Source organism: Rhodanobacter sp. FW106-PBR-R2A-2-24, assembly GCF_058789615.1.
This window is the reverse complement of the sequence record NZ_JBYTBV010000002.1, coordinates 280,296-305,692: the sequence shown is the minus strand read 5'-3', so window position 1 is coordinate 305,692 and position 25,397 is coordinate 280,296. Positions and strand designations below refer to the sequence as shown.

Genomic DNA, 25,397 nt, shown 5'->3' with positions numbered 1-25,397 from the left:
GCGTGCCCGTGCGCCGGTTGCGGTCAGAGCTCGAAACGCACGCCCGCCAGGTAGGTCAGCCCGTAGAACTCGCGCTGGATCGGCCGATCCGAGGTTCCCTGGTAGAACGCATGCGGCGTGTCGAGCAGGTTCCTGGCCTGGAAGTAGACGGACCAGTTCTGTGGAAACTGGTAGCTCGCGCTGAAATCCATCGAGGTGCGGCTGGCGTTGTAGATGTCGCTGCTGCGGTCGGTACCGATGCCGAACAGGTCGGACGATACCGAGTAGGCCGCGAGGTTGAGCGAGAGCCCGGCGCGCTGGTAGAACAGCATGGCGTTCCAGGTGTTGCGCGAGGTCGACGGCAACTGCGAATACTCGCCGGGCCGGATCTGGATGCGCGAATCGACCCAGGTGTAGTTCGCCGCCGCGCCCAGCCCGGCCAGCCAATCCGGCAGGTTGCTGAATGTCTGCCGCCAGTTCAGTTCCAGGCCGCGCGCGTAGGAGGAACCGACGTTCTTGAAGGTGAAGACGTGGTACGGGATCGCGCCGCCGGGTATCTGGCTCGCGTTGGGCAGCGTCTGCGTCGTCTCGAAGGGGACGATGTAATCGGAGATTTCCTTGTCGAAGATGCCGGCGGACATGATGCCGCCATCGGGCAGGTACTTCTCGACGGCGAAGTCGAAACTGTTGGCCGTGGAGGGCTTCAGGTTCGGGTTGCCGGTGGTGGCGATGCCCGAGCCCACGTTGATCGCCAGCGCCGGATTGGCCTGGTTGAAGCCGGGCCGGGCGATCGTCGAAGAGTAGGCGGCGCGCAGAACCAGGTCGGGCGCCAGTTCGTAGCGGAACTGCAGGTTCGGGAAGAAGTCGTGGTAGTTGTGCGTGGTACTGACCGGCTGGGAGAACGGATTGCCGGCGGCGTCGGTGCCGGTTGCGTAGGCGTTGCCGCGGTCGCGCGTCGCCTCGAAGCGGAGGCCGGCGAGCATGCCCAGCTTGCCCAAGGTGCCGGTGTATTCGCCGTAGGCGGCGTAGATGTCCTCGTGCGCATCCAGGTATTGCTGGTTGCTGCTGAGCTGGTCGCCGGGGGCGATGCTGCCGTAGCCGAAGATGCGCTGCAGCGCGCCGGGGATGATGTCCACGCCGTTGCGGTAGTAGCCGTCGTAATAGGTTTCCTGGGCGACGCCGGCGACCGCGGTAAGCGGCAGCGCGGTGGGCGAGAGCGAGTACGGCTGCGCAGTCGTCCGCTTGTGCCGTTGCCGCACGCTCACGCCGAACTTCAGATCCTGGTCGGTCAGGCTGCCCCATTCGACCGGCGTGGTCGAGTTGAAGGCGTAGGACATCTCGCGGTCGAAGTTGTACTGCTTGCCGTTGTTGAGGCTGCTCAGCGTGTAGTTGGCCGGGTCAAGGTAGCCCGGCGCGCCGGCGATCGTGTAGAGCGGCACGTGCCCGGGGCCGCTGAGGCTGTAGTCGATGGTCCCGGCGGCGGAGGAGGGCGGGTTGTAGGTGAAGGTGGAGTTGTAGTCGTAGGGCTTCTTGTAGGTGCCTTCGACGTAGGCGACGTGATAGTCGATGGTGGTGCCGCCGAGAGCATTCAGGGTGTTCTCGCCGCCGAGCATGTAGAACCGCTCGCGCGAGGTCTCCTGCTCGTCGCGCAGCGACTTGGTGATCGCGCCGGGGAAGGTCAGCGTGTCGTGCAGGATGCCGTTCGCCGACACGGTGGTGTTGCCGTCCAGCGTGACGTCCATGAACTGGCGCTTGTAACGCTCGGTGTAGCCGGCGTCGAAGGCGCGCAGATACCACTGGTCGTCGCCGTCCGGCTGGTAGCCGATGTCGATGGCGTAGCCGTGGCGGCGGCGATGCAACTCGTAGTCGCGCTGCTCGATGACGCTCACCGCCTGGTAGGGGTGTGCCGTGTCGTTGAAGTAGGCGGGCTCGACGTCGTCGATGCCGCGCGAATCGGTATGTCCGGATGCGGTCAGCAGGATCGAGAACGGCCCGTAGCGGCCGCCGCCGGTCAGCGAGAAATCCTTGACCGGCGTGCCGCGCAGCGGCTCGTAGCCCAGGCCAACGTTGCCCTCGAGGAACGCGCCCTGTTTCGCCGGAGCGGTCTTCGGCAGCACCTCGATCGTGCCGCCCAGCGCCTCCGCGTCCTGGCTGGGCAGGTTCGACTTGGTGAGCTTGACCGCGCCGATGAAGCCGACCGGGACGGAGTCCAGCGCCACGCCGCGATAGCCGCCGAATGGCGAGGCGTTGTTGGTCGGCAGCAGGCGGACGCCGGCGTAGGTGGTGCTGTTGAGATCCGCGTCGAAGCCGCGGATGTTGATGTAGCGCCCCTCGCCTTCATCCGTTTCCATCGAGACGCCGGGAATGCGACGGACGGCCTCGGCGGCGCTGGCGTCGGGCAACGCACGGATCTGCTCTTCCGTGCGGATGTTGATCAGGTTGGGGGCGTACTGCTGCGTGAAGCGCGCAACCTCGTCGGAGGTATGCGGAGCCACGACGTGGACGCCCTTGAGATTCTTGACGATCTTGCCTTCTTTCGTCGGCGCGCCCTCCGCCGCGCCCTCGCCGCCGGTGGCGTCCGGCTTCGCGTCGCCGGCGGCGGTCGACTTGCCGGAAGCGGCCAGGTCGTTGGCAAAGACATGGGACGACACGCCGAACACGCCAAGGCTCACAAGGGCGGTGGCGTTGAACATGGCCTTGTACAACTTCGTGCTGCGCATCGTTGGAATCCTGGTTGGAAAAAGGCTGTGCCATACATTCGCGCGCAAGCGGGAATGCGGCCGGTTTTTCCAAACTAGGCGCAGGGAATGACACGGGGGTTGCCGCGCACTTACCGATCTGTAAGGCGGCGCGGCGAAAATGGGTGGTCGACGCGCGCATCCGCGCGGCCGTGGGCATGGCATGCACGCCATGCCGCTCGCGGGGCGGTGTTCAGCCCGGCCGCCGCGCCCCCAGCAGCACCAGCACTTCCTGCGCGCTGCGGATGCGTTCGCTGGCGCCGGGCAGGTCGAGGCTGATGCGCAGCTTGTCCTGGCCATCCAGCTTGTACACACGCGGCAGGCTCTGGATCAGCTTGATGATCGCCATGGGATCGACTTCGGGCTTGTCGCGGAACACGATGCGGCCGCCGTTGGCGCCGAAATCCAGCTTGCGGATGCCCAGCGGCGTGGCCATCAGCTTGAGGCTGGACAGCGCGAACAAGGTTTTGGCGGGCTCGGGCAGCAGGCCGAAGCGGTCGATCATCTCCACCTGCAGGTCGCGCAGATGGTCTTCGTTGCGCGCGCTGGCGATGCGCTTGTACAGCGTCAGGCGCGTATGCACGTCGGGCAGGTAGTCGTCGGGGATCAGCGCGGGCAGGTGCAGCTCCACTTCGGTCTCGTGCTCGGAGCTGAGATCGAAGTCGGGCAGCTTGCCGCTCTTCAGCGCGCGCACCGCGCGATCCAGCAGCTCGGTGTAGAGGCCGAAGCCGATCTCCTGGATCTGGCCGGATTGTTCGTCGCCCAGCAGCTCGCCGGCGCCGCGGATTTCCAGGTCGTGCGTGGCGAGGGTGAAGCCGGCGCCGAGTTCCTCCAGCGAGGCCAGCGCTTCGAGCCGCTTCTCCGCATCGGCGGTGATGCTCTTGCGGTCGGGCACGATCAGATACGCATAGGCGCGGTGGTGCGAGCGGCCCACGCGGCCGCGCAGCTGGTGCAACTGGGCCAGGCCGAAACGGTCGGCGCGGTCGATGACGATGGTGTTGGCCGTCGGGATGTCGATGCCGGTTTCGATGATCGTGGTGCACACCAGCACGTTGAAGCGTTGGCGGTGGAAGTCGGCCATCACCGATTCCAGTTCGCGCTCGGCCATCTGGCCGTGGGCGATGCCGATGCGCGCGTCGGGTATGAGTTCGGCCAGCTCGCGCGCGGTGCGTTCGATCGACTCCACCTCGTTGTGCAGGAAGTACACTTGGCCGCCGCGCGCCAGCTCGCGCTGGAAGGCTTCGCGGATGGTGGCCGGGTCCCACGCGCTGATGAAGGTGCGCACGGCCATGCGGTGCGCCGGCGGCGTGGTGATGAGGGAAAGATCGCGCAGGCCGCTCATCGCCATGTTCAGCGTGCGCGGGATCGGCGTGGCAGTCATGGTGAGCAGGTCCACTTCCGCGCGCAGTTTCTTCAGCTGCTCCTTCTGGCGCACACCGAAGCGCTGCTCCTCGTCCACGATCACCAGGCCCAGCCGGCGGAACTTGATGTCGGGCTGCAGCAGCTTGTGGGTGCCCACGATCACGTCGATCTGGCCGTCGGCCAGGCGCTTCAGCGCTTCGGTCACCTCCTTGGCGGAACGGAAACGCGAGAGCACGTCCACCTTCACCGGCCAGTCGGCGAAACGGTCGGCGAAGTTGCGGTAGTGCTGCTGGGCGAGCAGGGTGGTGGGCACCAGCACCGCCACCTGCTTGCCGGCGGTGGCGGCGGCGAAGGCGGCACGCAGCGCGACCTCGGTCTTGCCGAAGCCGACGTCACCGCAGATCACCCGATCCATCGCGCGCGGCGCGGCGAGGTCATTGAGCACGGCGGCGATGGCTTGTTCCTGGTCGGGGGTTTCCTCGAACGGGAAGGTGGCGCCGAAGGCTTCCACCATGGCGCGATCGATGGCGATGGACTCACCGCCGCGCGCCTCGCGCTGGGCGTAGATGGCGAGCAGTTCGGCGGCCACGTCGCGCACCTTTTCGGCGGCCTTCTTGCGCGCGCGCTCCCAGGCGTCACCACCCAGCGAGTGCAGCGGCGCCAGCTCCGGCGCGGTGCCGGAGTAGCGGCTGACCAGGCCGAGCTGCGCCACCGGCACGTAGAGCTTGTCGCCCTTGGCATACTCGATGACGAGGAACTCGCCCTCCATGCCGCCCAGTTCCATCGACAGCAGGCCCTGGTAGCGGCCCACGCCGTGGTCGACATGCACGATGGGCGAGCCGGCGGACAGCTCGGTGAGGTCGCGGATGATCGCGTCGGGGTCGCGTGCCGCGCCGCGCCGACGGCGGCGCTCGCTGCGCACGCGCTCGCCGAACAACTCGCGTTCGGTGAGCACGGTGAGCGCGGGCTTTTTGAGCGCGAAGCCCTGCTCCAGCGGGGCGACGGTGATGGCGAAAGCCTCCATCTCCCCCGACTTCGTCGGGGGAGATGGAGTGGAGGCGGCTCGCCCATCCTCAGCGCTGCGTTTTGCTCCCTCTCCCCCAGCTACGCTGGGGGAGAGGGCTGGGGTGAGGGGGGCTTTTGCTACTGCGCCAGCTGGGGCAACCCCGTCCCGACCTCCCCCTGCCTGCAGGGGGAGGAGAAATGCCTGCCAGCTTTCGACGTTCTCCGGCTTCAGCCCTGCGCCGGCCAACATTTCCAGCAACGCCTCGCGCCGTCCCGCCGAATCGGCGGCAATCAGCACGCGGCCGGGATAGCTGGCGAGGAAACGCTTGAGCGACGCGCCCGCTTCCTCGCCCTTGCGGTTCAGCGGCAGCTCGGGCGCGGGCTGGGTGCCGATGTCCACCGCGTGCGCGTGGCCGCTCGCCACCACCTCCACGCGCAGGCGCCGGTTGAGCTGCTCGCGCAACTGCTCGGGCGAGAGGTACAGCTCGGCCGGCGGCAGCACCGGGCGTTCGATATCGTGGGCGCGCTGGTCGTAGCGTTCGGCGGTCTGCGTCCAGAACGCCCCGCTGGCTTCGCCGGCGCCTTCGCCGAGCACGAACAGCGCGTCGTCGGCCAGGTAGTCGAACAGCGTGGAAGTCTGCGGGAAGAACAGCGGCAGGTAGTACTCGATGCCGCCGGGCGTGACGCCTTCCTTCATGTCCTGGTACAGCGGGCAGCGGCGCACGTCGATCGGGAAGCGCTCACGCAGGGCGTTGCGGAAGTTCTTCGCCGCGTCGTCGGTGAGCGGAAACTCGCGCGCGGGCAGCAGCTCCACCTTCTCCACCGGCTGGGCCGAGCGCTGCGTTTCCGGATCGAAGCTGCGGATCGAATCCACCTCGTCGTCGAACAGCTCGATGCGGTAGGGCTCCGCCGCACCCATCGGGAAGATGTCGATCAGCGCACCGCGCACCGCGAAGTCGCCGGGCTCGGCCACCTGCGGCACGTTGCGGTAGCCGCTGGCTTCCAGCCGGCGCTGTTCGGCGGCGAGGTCGAATTTCTGCCCTTTCGCCACCACCAACCCGGAGCCGGTGATGTGCCAGCGCGGCGCGATGCGCTGCATCAGGGTGGCGACGGGAACCACCAGCACGCCGCGTTTCACGCCCGGCAGCTGGTAGAGCGTGGCGATGCGTTGCGAGACGACCTCCGGGTGCGGGCTGAACGCGTCGTAGGGCAGGGTTTCCCAGTCCGGGAAGTGCAGCACCGGCAGATCGCCGGCGAAGATGCGCAGCTCGTCCTCCAGCGCCGAGGCGCGCTGGGTGTCGCGCGTCACCGCCACCAGCAGGCCGTCGTGCGAACGCGCGGACTCGGCCAGCAACAGGGCGCGCGCGGAGCCGTGCGGCGGCGTCCAGTAGCGGCGTTGTTTCGGGGTGGTGGGGAGCGCGGGAAGGGGAATCGGAGCGGTCATGGACACGTCGGCACGATGGGCGCGAGCGTCGGATCGCGCCGGGGAAGCGGCCAAGTGTAGCGCGACCGTGCCTTGAGCCCTGCCCGCGCTCGCGGGAGAGCCGGTAGGGACGTGGGCGGGGTGCGGGGCTACAGGCGCAGCGTGATCTGCGCGGTGCCTGGTTCGTCGGGCAGCAGGCGCTGGGTGAAGCCCAGCTCGCGGCACAATTCCAGCATCGGGCGGTTTTCCAGGAGCACGTAGCCCCAGATTTCGGTGAGGCCGCGCAGGCGGCAGTCGTCCACCAGTCGCTGCATCAGCAGGGCGCCCAGGCCGACGCGGCTCCACGCATGCTCCACGATCACCGAGAACTCGGCGCTGTCGGTGGTCCTGTCCACGTAGATGCGGCCCACGCCGCGGATCTCCGCGGGTTTGGCCGATTCGTCCGCCAGCACCAGCGCGGTTTCCCGCGCGGGGTCGATGTTGCACAGACGCTCGGCCATCGGTGCGGGCAGCTCGGCCATGGCGTGCAGGAAGCGGCGGCGGATGTCCTGCGGCGACAGGCGGGTGAAGCAGCGCTGCAGGGCGGCCATGTCGCCCGGCTCGATCTCGCGCAGCCACAGTTCGCGGCCGTCGCGGCTGTGCACCTGCTCGCCGTGGGCAGTGTGCACAGTGAGCGCCGCGGCGTAGCGGTCGCGGCTGCGCGGCGGCAGCGGTGCGGGCGGGGTGACGGAGCGCAGGACGGCGGAAAGCATGTCAATACTCTTGCGTATTGTGTGCGGCGCAGCATGTCACTGGATCGGTGAAAAATCAAGCTTTCGCGCCAGTTTGTCGCGGCGCAGCGAAACTCAGTCGCCCGCGGCGGGCGGCCGCCGTGGCCGCTTGGGGCCGGGTGCGGACTGCCGCCCCTGCGCGGCGTCGATGGCGTCGATCCAGCCGGCGCGTGCGGCGGGGAAAGCGTCGGCGTAGGGCACGTAGGGCTTGATGTCGAGAATGGGCGTGCCGTCCAGCAGATCCACCCCACGCACCACCAGGGCGCGCGCCTCCACCGCCACCAGCTCCACCGCCGACAGCCCGATGGGATTGGGCCGATGCGGTGAACGGGTGGCCAGCACGCCGCGCTTGCCGCCACCGCGCGGCGGACGCACCTTGGCCTTCCAGCCCTCGCTGCGGTCGAACACGAAGATCAGCCAGAGGCGCTCGAAGCCGGCCAGGTCGGCCAGCGCCTCGGCCGGCAGTTCGTCCACGAACTCGATGCGTGCCTCGGCCTGCGCGCCGGTTTCGGTGCCCGCCACCACGGTGGGCTGGTGCGGCGCGTCGATGCGCCGCGCATAGGGCGAGCGCACGTGGGCGATGGGCGTGAGCGTATAGCCGGCAGCCATGCTCAGTCGGTGACGTCCGGCTCGAAGAAGCTCCAGCGAATCTCGCCAAAGGCGGCCTTCATGTCGCGCTCCACCGCATTGATCGCATCGATCAGGGCCAGTGCGCTCGGCGTGGGCGCCATCTGCGCCTTCACCGCGACCATCACGTCCGGGCCCATCTGCAAGGTGATGAGGTTCAGCACCGCGTCCACTTCCGGGCGCGCGTCGAGGAAGACGAGCAGTTCGGCGCGTCGCGCCGGCTCCACGCCCTGGCCGATCAGCAGCGCCTTCACCTCGATGGCCACGGCGATCGCCACCGCCACCAGCAGCACGCCGATGGCGACGGTGCCCAGCGCATCGAACATCAGGTTGCCGGTGAGCATGGTGGCGCCCACCGCCAGCGCGGCCAGGCACAGGCCGAGCAGGGCGGCCAGGTCCTCGCCAAAGATCACCAGCAGCTCGCTGGAACGCGTCTCGCGGAACCACTGCCACAGGCCGCGCCCGCCGCGCGCCTTGTTCACTTCCTGCAGGCAGCCGCGCATCGACATGCCTTCGGCAACGATGCCGAACGCCAGCACGCCCAGCGCCAGCCATGGCCACTTGAGCGGTTCGGGATGGTTGAGCTTGTGCACGCCCTCGTAGATCGAGAACAGCCCGCCCACGCTGAACAGCAGCAGCGCCACCAGGAACGACCAGAAATACAGCGCGCGGCCCCAGCCCAGCGGGTACTCGTCCGATGGCGGCCGTCGCGCCTGTCGCATGCCCAGCAGCAGCAAACCCTGGTTGCCGCAGTCGGCCAGCGAGTGGATCGCCTCGGCCAGCATCGCGCCCGAGCCGGTGAGCACGGCGGCCACCAGCTTGGCAACGAAGATCGCGGCGTTCGCGCCCAGCGCGAGGAAGATGGCTTTGAGGGAGTTGGCGTGGCCGGACATGCGCAGCCCATGAGAGAGGATGGCCGGCCATTGTAGTGGACGCGGCCCCGCCTTCCGGCTTCAGCGGATGCCGATGCCCAGGCCGAGACCGAAGTGGATGTCCGGATGGCCGCTGCGCATTTCCTCGCTGCTCCACACGTGCGATTGCGCGGCTTGCACCAGCGGGAACACGTAGTCGGCCTGGCCGACCTTGCCGGCGCGGCTGCCGGCGAGCTGGCCGCGCACGGTGATCGGCGCGCCGCCGGGATAGCTCATCGGCTCGACATAGCCGGGCAGGGTGAGGATGAAACGGCCGTTGGCGCCGCCGCCGAAGCGAGGCCGCTGCGAGGAGTCCAGCGGATAGGCCAGCACCTCGATCTCGCTGTGGTCGGGCAGGTTTTTCACGCCCACCACGCGACCGCCCCAGATCACCTCGCCGTGCACGAACCGTTCGGGCGCCTGCGCCACCTGCATGGGTGTGGCGGCCACGGCGTCGGGCGCGCTCTGGTAGATCGGTGCTGGGGCGCAGGCGGCGAGGGTCAGCAGCAGGGCCGGAACAGCGAGACGGGCGGATAAGGCGGCGAGGCGCATGACAATCTCCCGGCGCAGGGCGGTGTGCAGAAGCTTAGCGATGGTGCGGCCTGGGCGGTAGCCGCGCGGGCCGAGTCGGGGCGGGTGGCGTGGTTTCGCTGGCCAGCCAGTCCAGCGTCCATTGCGCCGGGCTGCCCTGGCTGAGCAGGCGGGCCAGCGCGCGCAACGGTTCGCGCAGGGTTTCGTCGAGCTGCCAGGGCGCGTTGACGATGGCCATGCCGGTGCCATTCATGCGCAGCGGCGAATCGCCCGTGTGCACCATCAGTTCCACGCGCAGCACGCGCTTGGCGCCGCAGTGGCCAAGCCAGCGCAGGAAGGGCTGCACCTGGCTGCGCCGCTTGATCGGATACCAGATCGCATAGATGCCGGTAGGCCAGCGCTGCAGGGCTTCCTTCAGGGTCGCCTCGATCAGTCGGTATTCGGCGTCCTGCGCCTCGTAGGGTGGGTCGATCAGCACCAGCCCGCGTTTCTCGCGCGGCGGCAGCAGGGCTTTCAACGCCGCATAGCCGTCGCGCTCGTGCACGTGCAGACGCGCGTCGCGATGGGTGAGTTCGCGCAGGCGCGCGGCTTCTTCCGGGTGCAGCTCGCACAGTTGCGCGCTGTCGATGTCGCGCATGGCGCGTGCCACCTGCAGCGGCGAACCGGGATAGATGCGCAAAGCCTCGGCGTTCTCGGGCAGGGCGAGGATGCTGTCCAGCCAGCGGCGCAGCAGCGGCGGCAGCGGGCCATGGTCGCCGCCGCCGGCCAGGTCGGGGAACATCAGGCGGTTGATGCCATCCTTGTACTCGCCGGTCTTGCCGGCTTCCACGCTGTCGAGCGCGTAGCCGCCGCTGCCGGCGTGGGTGTCGATCACGCCGAACGGCGCGGGCTTTTGCTTGAGCGCCTCGATCAGGGCCAGCAGCACGACGTGCTTGAGCACATCGGCGAAGTTGCCGGCATGGTAGGCGTGGCGATAGTTCATGGCGGCAGTCGCGGCGATGGCGCACCAGTATAAGGCGCGTGCGGCCAACTCCAGGGACGGGCGCGCATGCGCGGGCCGGCGATGCCTGCCGGCGGTTGGCGCCTGCATGGGCGGTGCGACGCCCGGCCTGCCGTCGCCCGGTTTGTACGCTTTGCCCGAGGCAGGGGAAGGGCGACGCACTCCTTCATGGTTGGTTTTCCCCGGGGTGATGGAGCGTCGGGGGCGCCGGCTGCAGCTTGCGCAGCCGGTACCGCATCAGCAGGCGGAAGGCGGCGGGCAAAACCAGCATGGACAGCAGCGGGGCGGTAACCATGCCGCCGATCATCGGGGCGGCGATGCGCTGCATGACTTCGGAGCCGGCGCCGTGGCCCAGCAGGATCGGCAACAGGCCCGCCAGGATCACCGCCACCGTCATCGCCTTGGGCCGCACGCGCTGCGCCGCGCCTTCTTGGATCGCCGTATCCAGCGCCTCGAAACCAGCCTGCGTGTCGAGTGCGCATTGCCGTTCCCACGCGTGGCGCAGGTACAGCAGCATCACCACGCCGAACTCCGCGGCGATGCCGGCCAGGGCAATGAAACCGATGACCGTGGCCACCGACACGGCCTGGCCGAGCAGCCAGACCAGCCACAGTCCGCCGACCAGTGCCAGCGGCACGCTGGCCATGATCAGCGCGGCCTCGGCCACGCGCCGGAACACCGCGTAGATCAGCACGAAGACGATCAGCAAGGCCAGCGGCACCACCAGCCGGAGCCGCTGGGCGGCGCTGGTCAGGTGCTGGAACTGGCCCGACCAGTCCAGCGTGATGCCTGGGGGCAAGGGGACCTGCTTGGCGACGGCGCGCTGCAGCCGGGCGACCACGCCGCCAAGATTGCCGCTGTCGGTGTCGACGTAGACAGAGGTCGCCAGCTGGCCATCCTCGCTCTTCAGCATCGCCGGCCCGGCCTCGATGCGGAGGTCGGCGACCTGGCCCAGCGTGAGCTGGGCGCCGTTGGCAGCCACGATCGGCAGTTGCCGCAGCGCCTGCACCGAGTCGCGATCCACGCGGGGATAGCGCACCACGATGGGAAAGCGCTCGCGTCCCTCGATGCTCTGGCCGATGGGGTCGCCGCCGACCACCGTGGCGATCAACTGCTGCACCTGCGCCTGCGTCAGCCCGTAGCGCGCGGCTTCGTCGCGGCGGATCTGCACGTCGACGTAGCGGCCGCTGGCCGGGCGCTCGGCAACCGCCGAACGCACGCCGGGCACGGTGCGCGCGACCGCCTCGATGCGGTCGGCCGTCGTCTGCAGCGCCGTCAGATCGGTGCCCAGCACCTTGATGCCGATGGGGCTCTTGATGCCGGTGGAGAGCATGTCGATGCGGTTGCGGATCGGCGGCACGAACAGGTTCGTCAGGCCCGGCACCCGCACGGCGCGATCCAGCGCCTCCTTGATCCTGTCCATGGTCATGCCGGGGCGCCACTGATCCTTCGGCTTGAAGGTGATCGTGGTCTCGAACATCTCCAGCGGCGCCGGGTCGGTGGCGGTGTCCGCGCGCCCCGCCTTGCCGAACACATGGGCCACCTCGGGCACGGTCTTGATCATGCGATCCGTCAGCTGCAGCAGCTGCGACGCCTTGCCGGCCGACAGCCCCGGCAACGCGGTGGGCATGTACAGCAGCGTCCCTTCGTCCATGGCGGGCATGAACTCGCTGCCCAGCTGGCTGAGTGGCACCAGCGCGGTGAGCAGCAGCAGGCCGGCTGCGGCCAGGGTGGCCTTCGGCCAGCGCAGCACGGCGTCGAGAATCGGCGCATACAGTGCCGTGAGCCACCGGTTGAGCGGATTGGCATGTTCCGCGCGGATGTGCCCGCGCACCAGGTAACCCATCAGCACCGGTACCAGCGTGACGGCCAGCCCCGCCGCGGCCGCCATGGCGTAGGTCTTGGTGAAGGCCAGCGGCGTGAACAGCCGGCCCTCCTGCCCCTGGAGCGCGAAGACCGGCACGAACGACAGCGCGATCACCAGCAGGCTCACGAACAGCGCCGGCCCCACTTCCACCGTGGCGTCGGCGACCAGCGACCAGCGGGCAGCCCCCTGTGGCTCCGCGCCGCCGTGCGCATCGCGCCAGTGCTCCAGATGCTTGTGGGTGTTCTCGATCATCACGATCGCCGCATCCACCATCGCGCCAATGGCGATGGCGACGCCGCCCAGCGACATCAGGTTCGCCGTCACGCCCTGCAGGTTCATCACGATGAAGGCCGCCAGCACGCCCAACGGCAGGGTGACGACGGCGACCAGCGCCGAGCGCAGGTGGCCGAGGAACAGCGCGCAGACCAGCGCGACGATCAGGAACTCCTCCAGCAGCTTGCCCCACAGGTTCTCCACCGCGGCGTCGATCAGTCGCGAGCGGTCGTAGGTGGGCACGACCTCCACGCCCGCCGGCAGGCTGCGCTGCAGCTGCGCCAGCCGCGTCTTCACCGCCGCGATGGTGGCCTTCGCGTTGGCGCCCGAGCGCATCACGATGATGCCACCCACAACCTCGCCCTGGCCGTCCAGCTCGGCGAGGCCGCGCCGGAAGACCGGGCCGCGGCGCACGGTGGCCACGTCGCGCAGCCGCACCGGCACACCGTTGGCGTTGGTGACGAGGGGCACGTTCCCGAAATCCTCGCGGGTCTTCAGATACCCCTCGCTGCGCACCATCAGCTCGGCCTCGCCTTGTTCGATCACCGAGCCGCCGTTCGCGCCGTTGGCGGCACGCACGGCGTCGACGAGCTGCGCCACCGTGAGCCCGCGCGCGGCCAGTGCCAGGGGATCGGGCACGATCTGCCATGCCCGATCCATCCCGCCCAGAGTGGCCACCTCCGCCACGCCGGGTACGGCCTTCAGCGGGAAGCGCAGGGTCCAGTTCTGCAGCGCGGTGAGCTGGCCGAGGTCGTGCCGGCCGGTGCGGTCGACCAGGGCGTATTCGTAGATCCAGCCCAGTCCGGTGGCGTCCGGGCCGAGCGCGGGATCGACGCCCGCCGGCAGCTGGCTGCGTGCCTGGCTCAGGTACTCCAGCACCCGCGAACGCGCCCAGTAGAGATCCGTGTGGTCGTTGAACAGCACGTCCACGTAGGAGTCGCCGAAGAACGAGTAGGCGCGCACCGTGGTCGCGCCGGGCACCGACAGCATGGTGGTGGCCAGCGGATAGGTCACCTGATCCTCCACCACCTGCGGCGACTGGCCCGGATACGGGGTGCGGATGATGACCTGGGTGTCCGAGAGATCCGGCAGCGCGTCGATGGCGGTGTGCCGGACGGAGAACACGCCGGCCGCCGCCAGCACCAGCGCAGCCAGCAGCACAAAGACGCGGTACCGGATCGCGGCGCGGATCAGTGCACCGATCATGGCCGCGGCTCCGGCTGGGGCATCGGCATGTCCGGCATGGCGGCATCAGCCGCATGCGCCGCGTGGGCTGCATGCGGCGGCTCGTCCGGCGGCAGCCTTTGCCATGCGCCGGACAGGCTCGCCTCTGAATCGATCAGGAATTGCCCGGACACCACCACGCGCTCCCCGCCGGCCAGGCCGGCAAGCACCTCGGTGTAGCCGCCGGCCGAACGGCCCAGGCGCACCGCAACCGGTCGGAAGCGACCGTCGCCTTCGGCCACGATCACCCGCGGCGCCGCGCTGCCGGTTGCGATCACCGCACCATCAGGCACGACGGGCTCGGGCGATCCCGCTGCCGGTTGCAACGCCACATTGACGAACGTGCCCGGGCTCAACGCGTGCTCCGGATTGGCCAGCACGATGCGCGCGCGCTGGGTGCGGGTCGTGGCGTCCACCTCCGGCAGCAGGGTTTCCACCCGGCCGCGTAGCACCTGGCCGGGCAAGGCCGGCGCGCGCACGGCCACCGGCGTGCCGGCACGCACCAGGCCCGCCATGGCCTGCGGTACGGCCGCCTCCACCCAAACCGTGGACAGGCCGTTGACCGTCATCAGCGTCTGGCCGGCACCGACCTGCTGGCCCTCGCGCACGTCCAGCGCCGTGACCACCCCGTCCCGTGGCGCGTGCAGGGTGATGCGGCCATCCCTTGCCGAGGCGATGTCCTGTGCCGTCAAGCCCAGCACCTGCAGGCGCTGCAACGCTGCGCTGCGCAGCGCCTGCGCATCGGCGGAGCGCGCGTGCTGCAGGGCGCGGTACTCGGCGATGGCGCTGTTCCATGACGGCGCCAGCAGCTCGGCCAGCGGTTGCCCGGCGCTGACGGCGGTATACGGCGCGCGCACGTCGAGCCGTGCCACCACCGCGTCGGTTCGCGCGCTTACGGTGACCGCGTCGCGCACATTCCAGCCCACCGTGCCGGGCACCTGGAGCTGGTCGGCCAGCACCCGGCGCGCCACGGGTTCCGTGCGCACGGCCAGGTTCTGCACGGTGGCCGGATCGATGCGCACCACGTCCTTGTCGGCGCCTGCCTCGTCCGCGTACTTGGGCACCATCGGCATGCCCATCGGCGACAGGCCGGGATGGCCGAAGTGCTGCTCCGGCGCCATGGTGTCGTACCAGTACAGCACCTGGCGCTGCGTGCCCGGCGCGCCCGAGGTGGGCGGGGACGGAAGCGGCGTGGAGCCGGCGTGGCGGCCGCCGGCGTAGCCCAGTCCGAGCAGCGCGGCGGCACCCGCCAGCGTGCCCATCACGATACCGATCCGTTTCATGGCAAGTTCTCCGCAGAAGGGGTGGGCCGGGGCATCAGGTAGGCCAGCGCCGCCCAGGCGCGGGCGCGGGCCGCGAGCGCGCCGGTGTAGTCGAGGCGCAGCGAGATTTCGTCGCGGCGGGCGTCCAGCCATGGCCGCAGCGCGCCGCCGCCGCGGTACGCGGCCAGCGCCACCCGGCTGCGGTCGCGGGCCAGCGGCAACAGCGTTGCGTGATCCCGCGCGATCTGCCGGCCCCAGCCCTGCCATGCGGCGACGTCGCGCGCAACGGCCTCGCGCTGTGCGCGGCGGGCATCCTCGTGCGCCGACGCGATCGCGTCCTGCTGTGCCTGTTTCGCGCTGATCGCGCGATCCTGCCGGTTGCGCGCGAACAGCGGCAGGCTCACGCCCACCTGCACCATCACCATGTCCGAGAGGAAGGGCGCGCGGCGACCGTAGGTGACCTCTACGCTCCAATCCGGATGTTTCGAGGCACGCGCCTGTGCCAGCGCCGCGTCGGCCACCTGTTCGCGCGCCTGCCAGGCCTGCATCGGCGCCAACTGGTCGGTGGCGTGCGCCAGCTGATCCGGCGCGACCGGCAGTTGCTCGAAGTCCGGGGCGTCGGCCAGTGTGGGCGGCGCGTCGCCCAGCCAGCGCTGCAGGGAGGCCATCGCCGCCTGCAGATCGGCGTCGGCCGCCTCGATCCGGTTGACGAGCTGCAGCGCCTCGGCCCGCGCCGCCAGCACGTCGGTCGCGCTACCGGTGCCGCCGCGCAGCCGGGCCTTGGCGACCTGCACGGCAAGGCTGCTTTCGTCGCGCAAGGCCTCCAGCAAGGCGCGTTGCCGGGTGGCCGCCCACACGCCGATCCAGGCGTCGGCCACACGCTCGCGCACTTCCTGCCCGGTGACGGTGCGCTCCGCCTCGGCGGCATCGACCTGCGCGTCGGCCAGCGAGCGTTCGGCGACGCGCGCGGCGTGCGAAGGAATCGCCTGCATCACGCCGATCGTGCGCATGGTCGTGCCGTCCGAACGCAAGCTGAAAGCCCCCGGCGCAGTGACCGGGAAGTTGGACACGCCGAAGGTCAGCGATGGGTCGGGCAGACGGCCCGCGCGCGCCGCTTCGTCGCGCATGGCGCCGAGGTCGGCATCGCGCGCGGCGAGCAGCGGCGCGCGGGCCACGCCCTGCCGCACGGCGGCATCAAGTGTCAGCGGCGGTGCGCTAGCGGCCCGGGCCGCGATCGCCGTCGATCCGCCCAGGATCAGAAGCAGGAGCCGCGCGCTTCGGCAGCGGACAAAACTGGAAAGCCACATGAGGGTTTACTCCCGTGATCGAACAGCCGTCGCGCCATGCGGGCGCAACGGCACCTCGGCGATGGCGAGGTGGCACCAGCAGGCTGTTGAGAAACAGCCTGCTGGTGCGATCCATGGATGGATCGCACGCCGGGCAAGCACGCAATTGCTTGCTCGGCGAGTTGAGAAAGTGCAGGAAAGCACTTTCTCAACACCCTGCTAGATCAACAGGGTGCAGAACAGCAGAGGGAGCGGTGGTGGCGGCGCGCGCAGCCGGTAGTGGCGCTCCGGGATGGACGGCGTCGGCATGTACAGGGCAAGGTGCGGCCAAACGGGCGGCATCGCCGGGAGCCGGTTGGGTGGCACCGTCATCGGCCGGGAGTCGTTGGGCGCGGTTGCCTGCGCGGCGCAGTGCCGGGCGCACAGGACGCGGTCGGCTGCCGCATGCCGCTTCTCCGCGCAGGCGCCGCGCATGGCTGCATGCCCGGCGCCCGCGTCCGCCGTCACGCCCGGCCCCATCGGGGCGGACGGCATCGCGCAGGCGTACGCCGCGAGAGCCGGCTGCAGGCCCAGCATGAGCAGCGCGCCGACCAGCAGCAGCCCGCGCACCAGGGCGACGCGCCGCACATCGCGCCAGCGACGGGTTCGACGGAGCCGGAAACGGCTGCGTGCCATGCGATATCCGTTACCGGTGCGCATGCCCGTCACCGGACGGCTGCGCGCCGGCCGAGCGAGCCGTCGCGGGCGATGGTGCGGGGGCGGCACCGTGGCCGGGCATATCCATCCCGTCCATGTCCTTCATGTCCTTCATGTCCGGCGCGGCGGATGCGTGCGCCACGTCGTCCCCGTGGTGGTGGCCACTGCCTTCGTCCATGTCCATATCCTCGTCCGGCGGCGCCTTCGCCACGATCGCCCGGTACTCGGCCGGCGTCATGCCGGGCAGCTTCTCGAGGAAGGCGACCATGCTCCAGATGGTGGGATCGTCGTGGCCGGCCATGCCCCAGGCCGGCATCGCGCTCATCTTGATGCCGTGCTTGATCGCCCAGAAGGCGTCCCTGGGATCGACGTGCGTCTTGGCGAGATTGGGCGGCTGCGGGTACATGCCGGCGCGCAGCTCGGAGTCGTCGACGCCGGGCGCAAGGTGGCAGTCGGCACACATCGCCGCGTACTGGCCGGCGCCTTTCAGGATGAGTTGCGGATCGGTGAGGTCCGGTACGGTCAGCCCGCCCGAGCGCCGGTGGATCGAGCGGTCACGCAGGGCCTGCAGCGCCGCGAACACCGGCCGGGTGTGGTGGTCGTCGGCACCGATGTCGTAGCGGCCGGAGTAGACGAAGGCGCCGGTGCCGGCAGCGAGCGCGCCCAGCGTGATGGCAACCGTGAGGAAGTGGGCGGTGAGTCGTTTCATGGCTAATCCTTTCAGAACCAGACGCGGACGCCGGCAACGATCTGCCGGTCGAGCATGGGGAGATGATCCTGCCGGGCGTAACCGGCCGTGGTGCCGAGGCGGCGCACCCAGTTCACGCCGATGTAGGGCGCAAACTGGCGGTGGAACTCGTAGCGCAGACGCAGGCCCAGTTGCACGTCGGACACGCCGCTGCCGATGCGGCGCTGCGGATCGCCCTTGCCGTACAGGTTGGCTTCGACCTCGGGTTGCAGGATCAGTCGCTGGGTGAACAGCAACTCGTAGTTGGCACGCAGGCGCGCCGCCGTGCGGCCGTGCGCGCCGAGGTAACCGGTGGCCTCCAGGTCGAAGCCGTACGGCGCCAGCCCCTGCACGCCGAACGCGGCCCACGTCCGTTCCGGGCCTTCGCCGAGATCCTGGCGCAGGCCCAACTGGCTGCTCCAGTAGGTGGCGATGGCGCGGTTCCAGAAGGCCTCCAGATCGCCTTCGTCGAGCTTGCCGTGGCTGATCCTGCCTTCCGTGCGTAGCCACAGCTTGTTCGTGTCGTTGCCGTACCAGCCCTGGACTTCCCAGGCCTGGCCGTTCGCGCCACGACCGTGAAAGCCTTCCAGCCGGTCGATCAGCAGCATGCCCAACGGCGCGTTGTCGGTCATGTCCATGCCGCGCATGGCGCCGTAGCCCATACCGTCGGAATAGTCGGGGCTTCGCGCATCCGGTGGCGGGTTGCCGCCTTGCATGGGGCCCATGGCCATCCCCGGCAGCGTGCCGGCGTCGCCCCGATGCTTCGCCGCTATCGCATCGTGGTTCATGCCGGGCATGCCCCTGTCATCCGCTCCTCGCAGCGCACGGGAGCCCATGCCAGGCATCGACTGATGATCCATCTCCGGCCTGTCGCCGGCGGGTGTCGCCGGGCCGGCAGGCTTGGAAGGCATTGGCGTGCCGTGCATCGCACCGTGATCCATGCCTTCCATGCCGGCACTGGCGGCGGGCATCGGCATGCCGGCCATCCCGACCGTGCCCTGGGGCGACGGCCGGGGTTTCGCTGGTGGGGCCGGTTTCCTTCGCTTCTTCGTCCCCGCCGACGCCGCCGGCCTGGGCGTGCTGGACGCCGCCGCCGGCATCTCCATATCGGGCATGCCGGGCATGTCCATCGGCGCGGCTCGGCTCGGTGCGGTGGCGCTTTGCGCGCCGGCCACCAGTGGCAGCGTCAGCCACAGTGCCGCGAGCAGCACGGGAGTAGTTCGAGGCGCCCTGCTCATGACACCACCACCTCGCGGAACATGCCCGCCTCCATGTGGTAGAGCATGTGGCAGTGATAAGCCCAACGCCCCGGCGCGTCGGCCGTCACGGCATAGGCCACGCGCTGCGCCGGCTGCACGTTGACGGTGTGCTTGCGTACCTGGAACTGCCCGTCGGGATTTTCCAGCTCGCTCCACATGCCGTGCAGGTGGATCGGATGGTTCATCATGGTGTCGTTGACCAGCACGATGCGCAGCCGCTCGCCGGCGCGGAAATGGATCGGCTTCGCGTCGGAGAACTTCACACCGTCGAACGACCACATGTAGCGCTTCATGTTGCCGGTCAGGTGCAGCTCGATCTCGCGATCCGGTTCGCGCCTGTCGATGGGGCCGCCGATGGTGTGCAGATCGGCGTAGGTGAGCACGCGGCGGCCGTTGTCGCGCAGGCCGGTGCCGGGGTCGTCCAGGTTGGTGCGCGGCATGTCCACATGCATGTCGACGCCCGGGTTGTGGTATTCGGTGCGGGCGTGGCGGATCACGGGCGCAGCCGGTGTGGCCGTGTCGCCCATGGCCATGCCGGGCATGTCCTGCATGCCCGCCATCCCGTGCATGTTGCCGTGCCCGCTGCCGCCTTGCGCCATGGCGCCCATCATGTCCACCACGCTCACGGGCATGCGCGGGTCCAGCGCCGGTATGGGCGCCTCCATGCCAAGTCGTGGCGCCAGCGTGCCGCGGGCGTAGCCGCTGCGGTCGATCGACTGGGCGAAGATCGTGAACGCGCGGTCTTCGCGCGGTTCGACGATCACGTCGTAGGTCTCCGCCACCGATACGCGGAACTCGTCGACCGACACCGGCTCGACATCCTGCCCATCGGCGGCGACCACCGTCATCTTCAGGCCCGGGATGCGCACGTCGAAGATCGTCATCGACGAGCCGTTGATGAAACGCAGGCGGATCTTCTCGCCGGGTTTGAACAGGCCGGTCCAGTTGCCGGCGGGGGCGGCGCCGTTCATCAGGTAGGTGTAGGCGTAAGCCGAAACATCGCTCAGGTCGCCGGGATTCATGCGCATCCGGCTCCACATCCTGCGCTCAGCCAGCGCCTGGTGCAGCCCGTGTTCGCGCACGCTGCGGAAAAACTCGGGGGCGGTCGGCTGGGCGAAGTTGTAGTAATCGGCCCGGCGCTTCAGCGTGGCGAAGATGTGCTCGGGGCTGGCGTCGCTCCAGTCGTTGAGCATCACGACGTAGTCGCGGTCGCTCGGGTTGCGCTCCGGCCCGGCTGGTTCGATCACCAAGGGGCCGTACAGTCCGGCCTGCTCCTGGAATCCGGAGTGCGAGTGGTACCAGTAAGTGCCGCTCTGGCGCACCGGAAAGCGATAGGCGAACGTTTCGCCCGGTGCGATGCCGGGGAAGCTGATGCCGGGTACGCCGTCCATCGGGAACGGCACGAGGATGCCGTGCCAGTGGATCGAGGTGGGCACCCGCAGGCGGTTGGTGACGCGCACCGTGACCGTGGTGCCTTCCTTCCAGCACAGGGTCGGGCCGGGAATGCCGCCATTGACGGTGGTGGCCAGGCGAGTCCTGCCGGTGTAATTCAGCGGCACCTCGATGATGTCGAGCGCAAAGTCGGTGCCGCGGAGGAGGGTGGGCTGGCTGGCGCCCGCCAGCGCCCAGGCTTTCGGGGGGCGCAGCAGGCCAAGCGCCGCGACCGCGCCACCACAGGCGACACCGTGGACGAAACGTCGCCGCGACCGATCCATCGCGGGCGGGAAATGGGGTTTCATGGGCCTCTCCAGGGCAGGCGACATCGCCGTGGCCACACCAGCCACGGCAGAGGGTCATGCAGGCCGGCGTGCGGCCGTCATGAGCCATGATTCATCGACGCAAGGGAGGTTCAGGCGGCTGGCGGCCGCAGTGGAAGCGCGTTCGCGCCCGCAGGAGCCGGCAGGTGCGGCGGCAGCGCGTAGGCCACCGTGGCTCCAACCGGGGGCAAGGCCAGCGCTACCCTCGGCAGGACTGCCGTGGCGCATGTCGCGGTGCAGGCGCAGTGGCCCGCCGTGTCGCCACCGCCGCCCGCCGGATGCTGGCAACAGGAGGACGCGGTACTGGCGGCTGCCGTGAGGCATCCGTGCGCGTTGTGCCCCAGGGTGGCGACCTGCGTGTGCGCGGGTCGGGCGTGGGACGCCACTGGCATGTTCATCGTCGGAACCGCCGCCACGGACTGCACCACGAGCATCAACCACGCCAGTACCGCCATCGCCCGAAGGCGGTGTGAGCGGGCAAGCTGACGGAGCGAAAGCATCATGGGAACGAGCTTAGCCGGGCCATGGGGGGCGTTCAACTCTGGAGGCGGGTTCAGCCATTGCCGACGGCACGATGCGCAAGGCGATGGCCGGAGGGGCGGCCGGCTCCGCACGCTCCCTGCCGATGGTTGCGGCCAACCCGGTCACTCGATCATGCCGTGGTTTTCGGCGGCGGCCAGCAATTCGGTTTGTGTCGGCGCACCCTGGCGGCGGCTCAGCAGCGGATGCATGAACACGGCGGCCAGGATCACCGCCACGCCGCCGTAGAACCAGCCGTCCAGCTGACGTTGTTCGCCCAGCAGCAGGATCGCCAGCACGATGGCGTAGACCGGTTCGAGGTTGGTCACCATCTGGGTGCCGAAGGCGCTCATGTGGCGCAGCGCCACCAGCGCCAGCGAGAACGGCAGCAGGGTGCAGCCGAAGGCCAGTGCGGCGAGCAGCAGCGTGTCGTGCGCGTCCGGCAGCACGAAGGTGGCGCCGGTGTGCGGCAACAGCGGCGCCAGCAGGGTGAGGAAAACCGTGCCCGTGCCCAGCTCGATGCAGGTGACCGTGAGCGGATCGCCGTGCTCCACGAAGCGTTTGTTGAGCGCGCCGAACAGCGCCACGAACAGCGCCGAGAGCACGCCCACCGCGATGCCCAGGCGCATGCCATGCGGCACGCCACCCACCACCATCGCCACGCCGGGCACCACCGCCACGCCGACCAGCAGCTCGCGCGGATCGAAGCGACGCCTGGCGATCCATGGCTCGATGAAGGCGAGAAACACCGGCCCCAGCGCGATGCAGGTGGCGCCTACCGAGGCGTTCGCCAGCTTGATCGCGGCGTAGAAGGTGAGCCAGTGGATGGATACCAGCACGCCGATGCCGGCATAGGCCCAGCGCAGTCGCGCCGGCATCGCGCGCAGGCCGCGCCACACGCGCGGCAGCAAGAGCAGCGCCGTCGTCACCAGCAGCATGCGCCACCACACCAGCGGCAAGGCCGGCAGGGTGATGAGCTTGCCGAGGATGGCGGTGAAACCCCACAACAGCACGCAGGCGTGGATCTGCAAACGGGCGCGGCTAGGGGGCTGCATGATGCGGCGTCGGAGCGGGGAAGCGCCGATTCTAACCGGCTCGCCGTGTGTTCAGTGCACGCGGCGCCGGATGCGCCAGACCCTGGCGGGCGGCAGGTTGAGCCAGGCGACGCCGAGGCGCTCGGCGCTGAGGCCCAGGCGCTCGCGCAAGTCGGGCGGCAGCGGGCAGCGCAGGCCGTAGGTGAACTGGTAGAAGGCCCCGCCCGGACGCAACTGGCGATTGAACACGGCTTCGGCGATGGCCGCCACCTTGTCGGCCGGGAGTGACAACAGTGGCAGGCCGCTGACCACGGCGACGGCACGCTCGTCGCCGAACAGGGAGGGAATGTGGCCCAGTCCGGCGGCATCCATGCACAGCACGCGCGCCTGCGGGTGGCGTCGCGCCAGCGCGGTGGCCAGTTGCGGGTCGGCTTCCACCAGCGCCAGCTGCGACCAGGGCAGGCCGCGTTCGAGCAGGGCGCGGGTGAACACGCCGGTGCCGGGGCCGAGTTCGATCACCGGGCCGCGGGCATGCTCGATGTCGGCGGTCATCAGGCGCGCCAGCGCATGGCCGGACGGCGCCAGGGCGCCCACGCCACGCGGATCGCGCAGCCAGGCGCGCAGCAGGTTGGCGACATCAATGATGCTGGCGGGCTGGTGGACCACGGACTCCATCTTGCGCGAAGGGCGTGCGGCGATCTTGGCCAGTGGCGTGGGCGCGGTCAAGGCATGACCGGCTGGCCGCCGTCGCGCACCGGGATATCGATGCTGCACAGTCCGACCTTGCCCGCCGGCACCTGGTAGAAGGCATCGCGGCGATTGCGTTTGGCCTCGACGAGTCGGGCAAAGGTGGCGCTGTCGGTGCGCAGCACCTGGATGGCCGCGCGCTCGGCTGGCGCCAGGTCGGCGGCGAGCCGTACGGAAAGGATGGGCAGGCGTTGCCCGGCGTCGGCGTAGAAACCCATCGGCGCCGGCCCGCGCGGCAGGCCGGCGAGCAGCGGCATGCCTTCGAGCACGCGGCCGGCAATGGCGAGGTTGCGATCGAGCGCGCGCGGCGCCTGGCCGATCACCGCGTACAGCGAGCTGCCGTTGCCGCTGTCGGGCGCGTTGTCGCGCGCCACGCCGACGGCGCCGTAGCAATGCGTGAGCCATTCGCGCCCCGTCGCGGGGTCGCGCGCGGCGGGAAAGCCTCCGACGAAACCCACCTGCGGCGCGTACACGTCGCCATCGGGCAGCGCCGTCCAACCCAGTTTGGGGTCGATCGCGCGGGTGTATTCCGGCGGCAGGGTCTTGTGCGCCGCGCCCAGCGATTTCAGCTTGGCCGGATCGGGGTGGTCGCCGTCGCTCTCCGGGTCGTCCCACTGCACCACGAAATTGTCCTGCACGCGGTTGATCGTGAGGCCATCGAAGTAGTGCGCGCGCACCAGGGTGCGGATGTTCGCCGCGTGCAGCGGGCTGAAGTCCGGTGCCAGCTCGATCACCACGCGGCCGGTGGGCAACTGCATGTAGAGCAGGTTGGCGGGGTCGGGCGTGCGCCATTCGGCCGGCCTGGACGCAGCCAGCAGCGTCTTCGCGCTGGGCGTGGGTTGGTCCTGCGCGGCGAGGGCGGGCAGGGCGCCCAGCATGCAGGTGAGCGCGAGCAGCAGCGGGACGGATCGACGCATGGATTCACTCCCCTTGGGCGACGGATGGGCTGGCGCGCCGGCCCTTCAGGAAATAGCCGACACCCAGCAGCGCGAACCACACCGGGCTGGCCAGCAGGGCGGCGCGGGTGTCGGACTGCAGGCACAGCAGTACCAGCACGAAGGCGAAGAACGCGAGGCAGGCCCAGCACATGACCACGCCGCCGGGCATCTTGTACGCCGACTCCGCGTGCTGCTGCGGGCGCTTGCAGCGGTAGGCCATGTAGGCGCACAGGATCAGCGACCACACGAACATGAAGAGCACGGCGGACAGCGTGGTGACCAGGGTGAACGCGGTCATCAGGTTCGGCACCAGGTAGATCAGCGCCGCGCCCAGCAGCAGGCAGCCGCAGGAAAACAGCAGGCCCAGCGAAGGCACCGCCGCCTTCGACAAGCGCGCGAATGCCTTCGGCGCATGCCGCTCGCCGGCCAGGCCGAACAGCATGCGGCTGGTGGAGAAGATGCCGCTGTTCGCCGAGGAGGTGGCCGAGGTCAGCACCACGAAGTTGATCAGGCTGGCCGCCGCCGGCACGCCGGCGAGCACGAACAGCTCCACGAACGGGCTCTTGTCCGCCTGCACCAGATGCCACGGCGTCACCGCCATGATCGCCGCCAGCGCCAGCACGTAGAAGATGATGATGCGCACCGGGATCGAGTTGATCGCCTTGGGCAGATTGCGGCGTGGGTCGGCGGTCTCGGCGGCGGTGGTGCCCACCAGCTCGATGCCGACGAAGGCGAACACCGCGATCTGGAAGCCGGCGAAGAACCCCGACAGCCCGTGCGGGAACCAGCCGCCGTCGTTCCACAGGTTGGCCAGCGTGGCCGGGTTGCCCGCCGGCGAGCGGAAGCCCCACAGCACCAGCGCGAAGCCGACCAGCACCAGCGCGATGATCGCGACGATCTTGATCAGCGCGAACCAGAACTCCAGCTCGCCGAACATCTTCACCGTGGTCAGGTTCAGCGCCAGCAGCAACAGCACGCACGACAGCGCGGGAATCCACGGCGCCAGGTGCGGCAGCCAGAACTGCACGTAGGCGGCAATCGCGATCACCTCGGCGATCGCGGTGACGATCCAGCAGAACCAGTACGTCCAGCCGCAGAAGAAGCCGGCCCACGGCCCCAGCAGGTCGGTGGAGAAGTCGATGAACGACTTGTACGCGAGGTTCGATAGCAGCAGCTCGCCCATCGCGCGCATCACGAAGAACAGCATCACGCCGATGATGAGGTAGACCAGCAGGATCGACGGCCCGGCCAGGCTGATGGTCTTGCCCGAGCCCATGAACAAGCCGGTGCCGATGGCGCCGCCCAGCGCGATCAACTGCAGGTGGCGGTTGGAGAGGCTGCGCCTCAGCTGCTCCGGTTGCTCGGTGGATGCGGACATGCGGGCGCCGTGTTCGGGAATGGGCCGTCACCATAGAAGAAACCCCGGACTCCCGCCAATGCATGACTTCCGGCGCATGCACTA

The 25,397-nt window shown here is 69.5% G+C and carries 18 protein-coding genes; all 18 read right to left on the bottom strand.

The features are described from left to right. Positions 1 to 23 precede the first annotated feature (23 nt). The 18 genes from AC3WQA_RS02440 to cycA all read right to left on the bottom strand — a co-directional run bounded on the left by AC3WQA_RS02440 (position 24) and on the right by cycA (position 25,313). On the bottom strand, positions 24 to 2,699 hold the full coding sequence (locus AC3WQA_RS02440; protein ID WP_492673520.1) for a TonB-dependent receptor: 2,676 nt from the start codon (positions 2,697 to 2,699) through the stop codon (positions 24 to 26). Between the two features lie 211 nt (positions 2,700 to 2,910). Then, positions 2,911 to 6,528 carry a transcription-repair coupling factor gene (gene mfd / locus AC3WQA_RS02435; protein ID WP_492673519.1) on the bottom strand — a complete coding sequence of 1,206 codons (3,618 nt, stop codon included), beginning with the start codon at positions 6,526 to 6,528 and terminating at the stop codon, positions 2,911 to 2,913. A 128-nt stretch (positions 6,529 to 6,656) separates the two neighbouring features. Then, entirely contained in the window at positions 6,657 to 7,259 is a 603-nt protein-coding gene (locus AC3WQA_RS02430) for a GNAT family N-acetyltransferase (RefSeq protein ID WP_492673518.1), read from the bottom strand. A 93-nt stretch (positions 7,260 to 7,352) separates the two neighbouring features. Continuing rightward, positions 7,353 to 7,886: a tRNA (N6-threonylcarbamoyladenosine(37)-N6)-methyltransferase TrmO gene (gene tsaA, locus AC3WQA_RS02425; protein WP_492673517.1), complete on the bottom strand. Its 534-nt coding sequence runs from the start codon at positions 7,884 to 7,886 to the stop codon at positions 7,353 to 7,355. A gap of 2 nt (positions 7,887 to 7,888) precedes the next feature. Next, positions 7,889 to 8,797, bottom strand: a complete 909-nt coding sequence (locus AC3WQA_RS02420; protein WP_492673516.1) for a cation diffusion facilitator family transporter — start codon at positions 8,795 to 8,797, stop codon at positions 7,889 to 7,891. Between the two features lie 60 nt (positions 8,798 to 8,857). Continuing rightward, positions 8,858 to 9,367, bottom strand: a complete 510-nt coding sequence (locus AC3WQA_RS02415) for a Slp family lipoprotein (RefSeq protein WP_492673515.1) — start codon at positions 9,365 to 9,367, stop codon at positions 8,858 to 8,860. Positions 9,368 to 9,401: 34 nt separating this feature from the next. Continuing rightward, a complete protein-coding gene (locus AC3WQA_RS02410; RefSeq protein WP_492673514.1) occupies positions 9,402 to 10,328 on the bottom strand; it encodes a 23S rRNA (adenine(2030)-N(6))-methyltransferase RlmJ in 927 nt (308 codons plus the stop codon). Between the two features lie 184 nt (positions 10,329 to 10,512). Next, positions 10,513 to 13,692 carry an efflux RND transporter permease subunit gene (locus AC3WQA_RS02405; RefSeq protein ID WP_492673513.1) on the bottom strand — a complete coding sequence of 1,060 codons (3,180 nt, stop codon included), beginning with the start codon at positions 13,690 to 13,692 and terminating at the stop codon, positions 10,513 to 10,515. After that, complete coding sequence (locus tag AC3WQA_RS02400; RefSeq protein ID WP_492673512.1) at positions 13,689 to 14,993, bottom strand: efflux RND transporter periplasmic adaptor subunit; 1,305 nt, start codon at positions 14,991 to 14,993, stop codon at positions 13,689 to 13,691. The genes AC3WQA_RS02405 and AC3WQA_RS02400 overlap by 4 nt, the downstream gene beginning before the upstream one ends. Further along, positions 14,990 to 16,159, bottom strand: coding sequence for a TolC family protein (locus AC3WQA_RS02395; RefSeq protein WP_492673511.1), 1,170 nt, complete (start codon positions 16,157 to 16,159; stop codon positions 14,990 to 14,992). Before AC3WQA_RS02395 ends, AC3WQA_RS02400 begins: the two co-directional genes overlap by 4 nt. A 318-nt stretch (positions 16,160 to 16,477) precedes the next feature. After that, positions 16,478 to 16,933, bottom strand: a complete 456-nt coding sequence (locus AC3WQA_RS02390; protein ID WP_492673510.1) for a hypothetical protein — start codon at positions 16,931 to 16,933, stop codon at positions 16,478 to 16,480. 10 nt (positions 16,934 to 16,943) lie between these two features. Then, entirely contained in the window at positions 16,944 to 17,663 is a 720-nt protein-coding gene (locus tag AC3WQA_RS02385; protein WP_492673509.1) for a c-type cytochrome, read from the bottom strand. 11 nt (positions 17,664 to 17,674) lie between these two features. Beyond that, positions 17,675 to 18,658 (bottom strand): copper resistance protein B, encoded by a 984-nt coding sequence (locus AC3WQA_RS02380; RefSeq protein WP_492673508.1) that lies wholly within the window; start codon positions 18,656 to 18,658, stop codon positions 17,675 to 17,677. Between the two features lie 257 nt (positions 18,659 to 18,915). After that, positions 18,916 to 20,679 (bottom strand): copper resistance system multicopper oxidase, encoded by a 1,764-nt coding sequence (locus AC3WQA_RS02375; protein WP_492673507.1) that lies wholly within the window; start codon positions 20,677 to 20,679, stop codon positions 18,916 to 18,918. Between the two features lie 662 nt (positions 20,680 to 21,341). Beyond that, positions 21,342 to 22,271, bottom strand: coding sequence for a DMT family transporter (locus AC3WQA_RS02370; RefSeq protein WP_492673506.1), 930 nt, complete (start codon positions 22,269 to 22,271; stop codon positions 21,342 to 21,344). A gap of 51 nt (positions 22,272 to 22,322) precedes the next feature. Then, positions 22,323 to 22,916, bottom strand: a complete 594-nt coding sequence (locus AC3WQA_RS02365; protein WP_492673505.1) for a class I SAM-dependent methyltransferase — start codon at positions 22,914 to 22,916, stop codon at positions 22,323 to 22,325. A gap of 56 nt (positions 22,917 to 22,972) precedes the next feature. Then, the gene (locus AC3WQA_RS02360; protein ID WP_492673504.1) at positions 22,973 to 23,914 is read right to left on the bottom strand and encodes a peptidylprolyl isomerase; all 942 of its coding nucleotides are present in this window, start codon (positions 23,912 to 23,914) and stop codon (positions 22,973 to 22,975) included. A 4-nt stretch (positions 23,915 to 23,918) separates the two neighbouring features. Further along, entirely contained in the window at positions 23,919 to 25,313 is a 1,395-nt protein-coding gene (gene cycA, locus AC3WQA_RS02355; RefSeq protein WP_492673503.1) for a D-serine/D-alanine/glycine transporter, read from the bottom strand. Between the last annotated feature and the right edge of the window lie 84 nt (positions 25,314 to 25,397).

Bases quoted from the DNA above. Each gene is read 5' to 3' on its own strand.
- AC3WQA_RS02440 (WP_492673520.1), bottom strand. From the start codon at position 2,699: ATGCGCAGCACGAAGTTGTACAAGGCCATGTTCAACGCCACCGCCCTT.
- mfd (WP_492673519.1), bottom strand. From the start codon at position 6,528: ATGACCGCTCCGATTCCCCTTCCCGCGCTCCCCACCACCCCGAAACAA.
- AC3WQA_RS02430 (WP_492673518.1), bottom strand. From the start codon at position 7,259: ATGCTTTCCGCCGTCCTGCGCTCCGTCACCCCGCCCGCACCGCTGCCG.
- tsaA (WP_492673517.1), bottom strand. From the start codon at position 7,886: ATGGCTGCCGGCTATACGCTCACGCCCATCGCCCACGTGCGCTCGCCC.
- AC3WQA_RS02420 (WP_492673516.1), bottom strand. From the start codon at position 8,797: ATGTCCGGCCACGCCAACTCCCTCAAAGCCATCTTCCTCGCGCTGGGC.
- AC3WQA_RS02415 (WP_492673515.1), bottom strand. From the start codon at position 9,367: ATGCGCCTCGCCGCCTTATCCGCCCGTCTCGCTGTTCCGGCCCTGCTG.
- AC3WQA_RS02410 (WP_492673514.1), bottom strand. From the start codon at position 10,328: ATGAACTATCGCCACGCCTACCATGCCGGCAACTTCGCCGATGTGCTC.
- AC3WQA_RS02405 (WP_492673513.1), bottom strand. From the start codon at position 13,692: ATGATCGGTGCACTGATCCGCGCCGCGATCCGGTACCGCGTCTTTGTG.
- AC3WQA_RS02400 (WP_492673512.1), bottom strand. From the start codon at position 14,993: ATGAAACGGATCGGTATCGTGATGGGCACGCTGGCGGGTGCCGCCGCG.
- AC3WQA_RS02390 (WP_492673510.1), bottom strand. From the start codon at position 16,933: ATGGCACGCAGCCGTTTCCGGCTCCGTCGAACCCGTCGCTGGCGCGAT.
- AC3WQA_RS02385 (WP_492673509.1), bottom strand. From the start codon at position 17,663: ATGAAACGACTCACCGCCCACTTCCTCACGGTTGCCATCACGCTGGGC.
- AC3WQA_RS02380 (WP_492673508.1), bottom strand. From the start codon at position 18,658: ATGCCGATGCCCGCCGCCAGTGCCGGCATGGAAGGCATGGATCACGGT.
- AC3WQA_RS02375 (WP_492673507.1), bottom strand. From the start codon at position 20,679: ATGAAACCCCATTTCCCGCCCGCGATGGATCGGTCGCGGCGACGTTTC.
- AC3WQA_RS02370 (WP_492673506.1), bottom strand. From the start codon at position 22,271: ATGCAGCCCCCTAGCCGCGCCCGTTTGCAGATCCACGCCTGCGTGCTG.
- AC3WQA_RS02360 (WP_492673504.1), bottom strand. From the start codon at position 23,914: ATGCGTCGATCCGTCCCGCTGCTGCTCGCGCTCACCTGCATGCTGGGC.
- cycA (WP_492673503.1), bottom strand. From the start codon at position 25,313: ATGTCCGCATCCACCGAGCAACCGGAGCAGCTGAGGCGCAGCCTCTCC.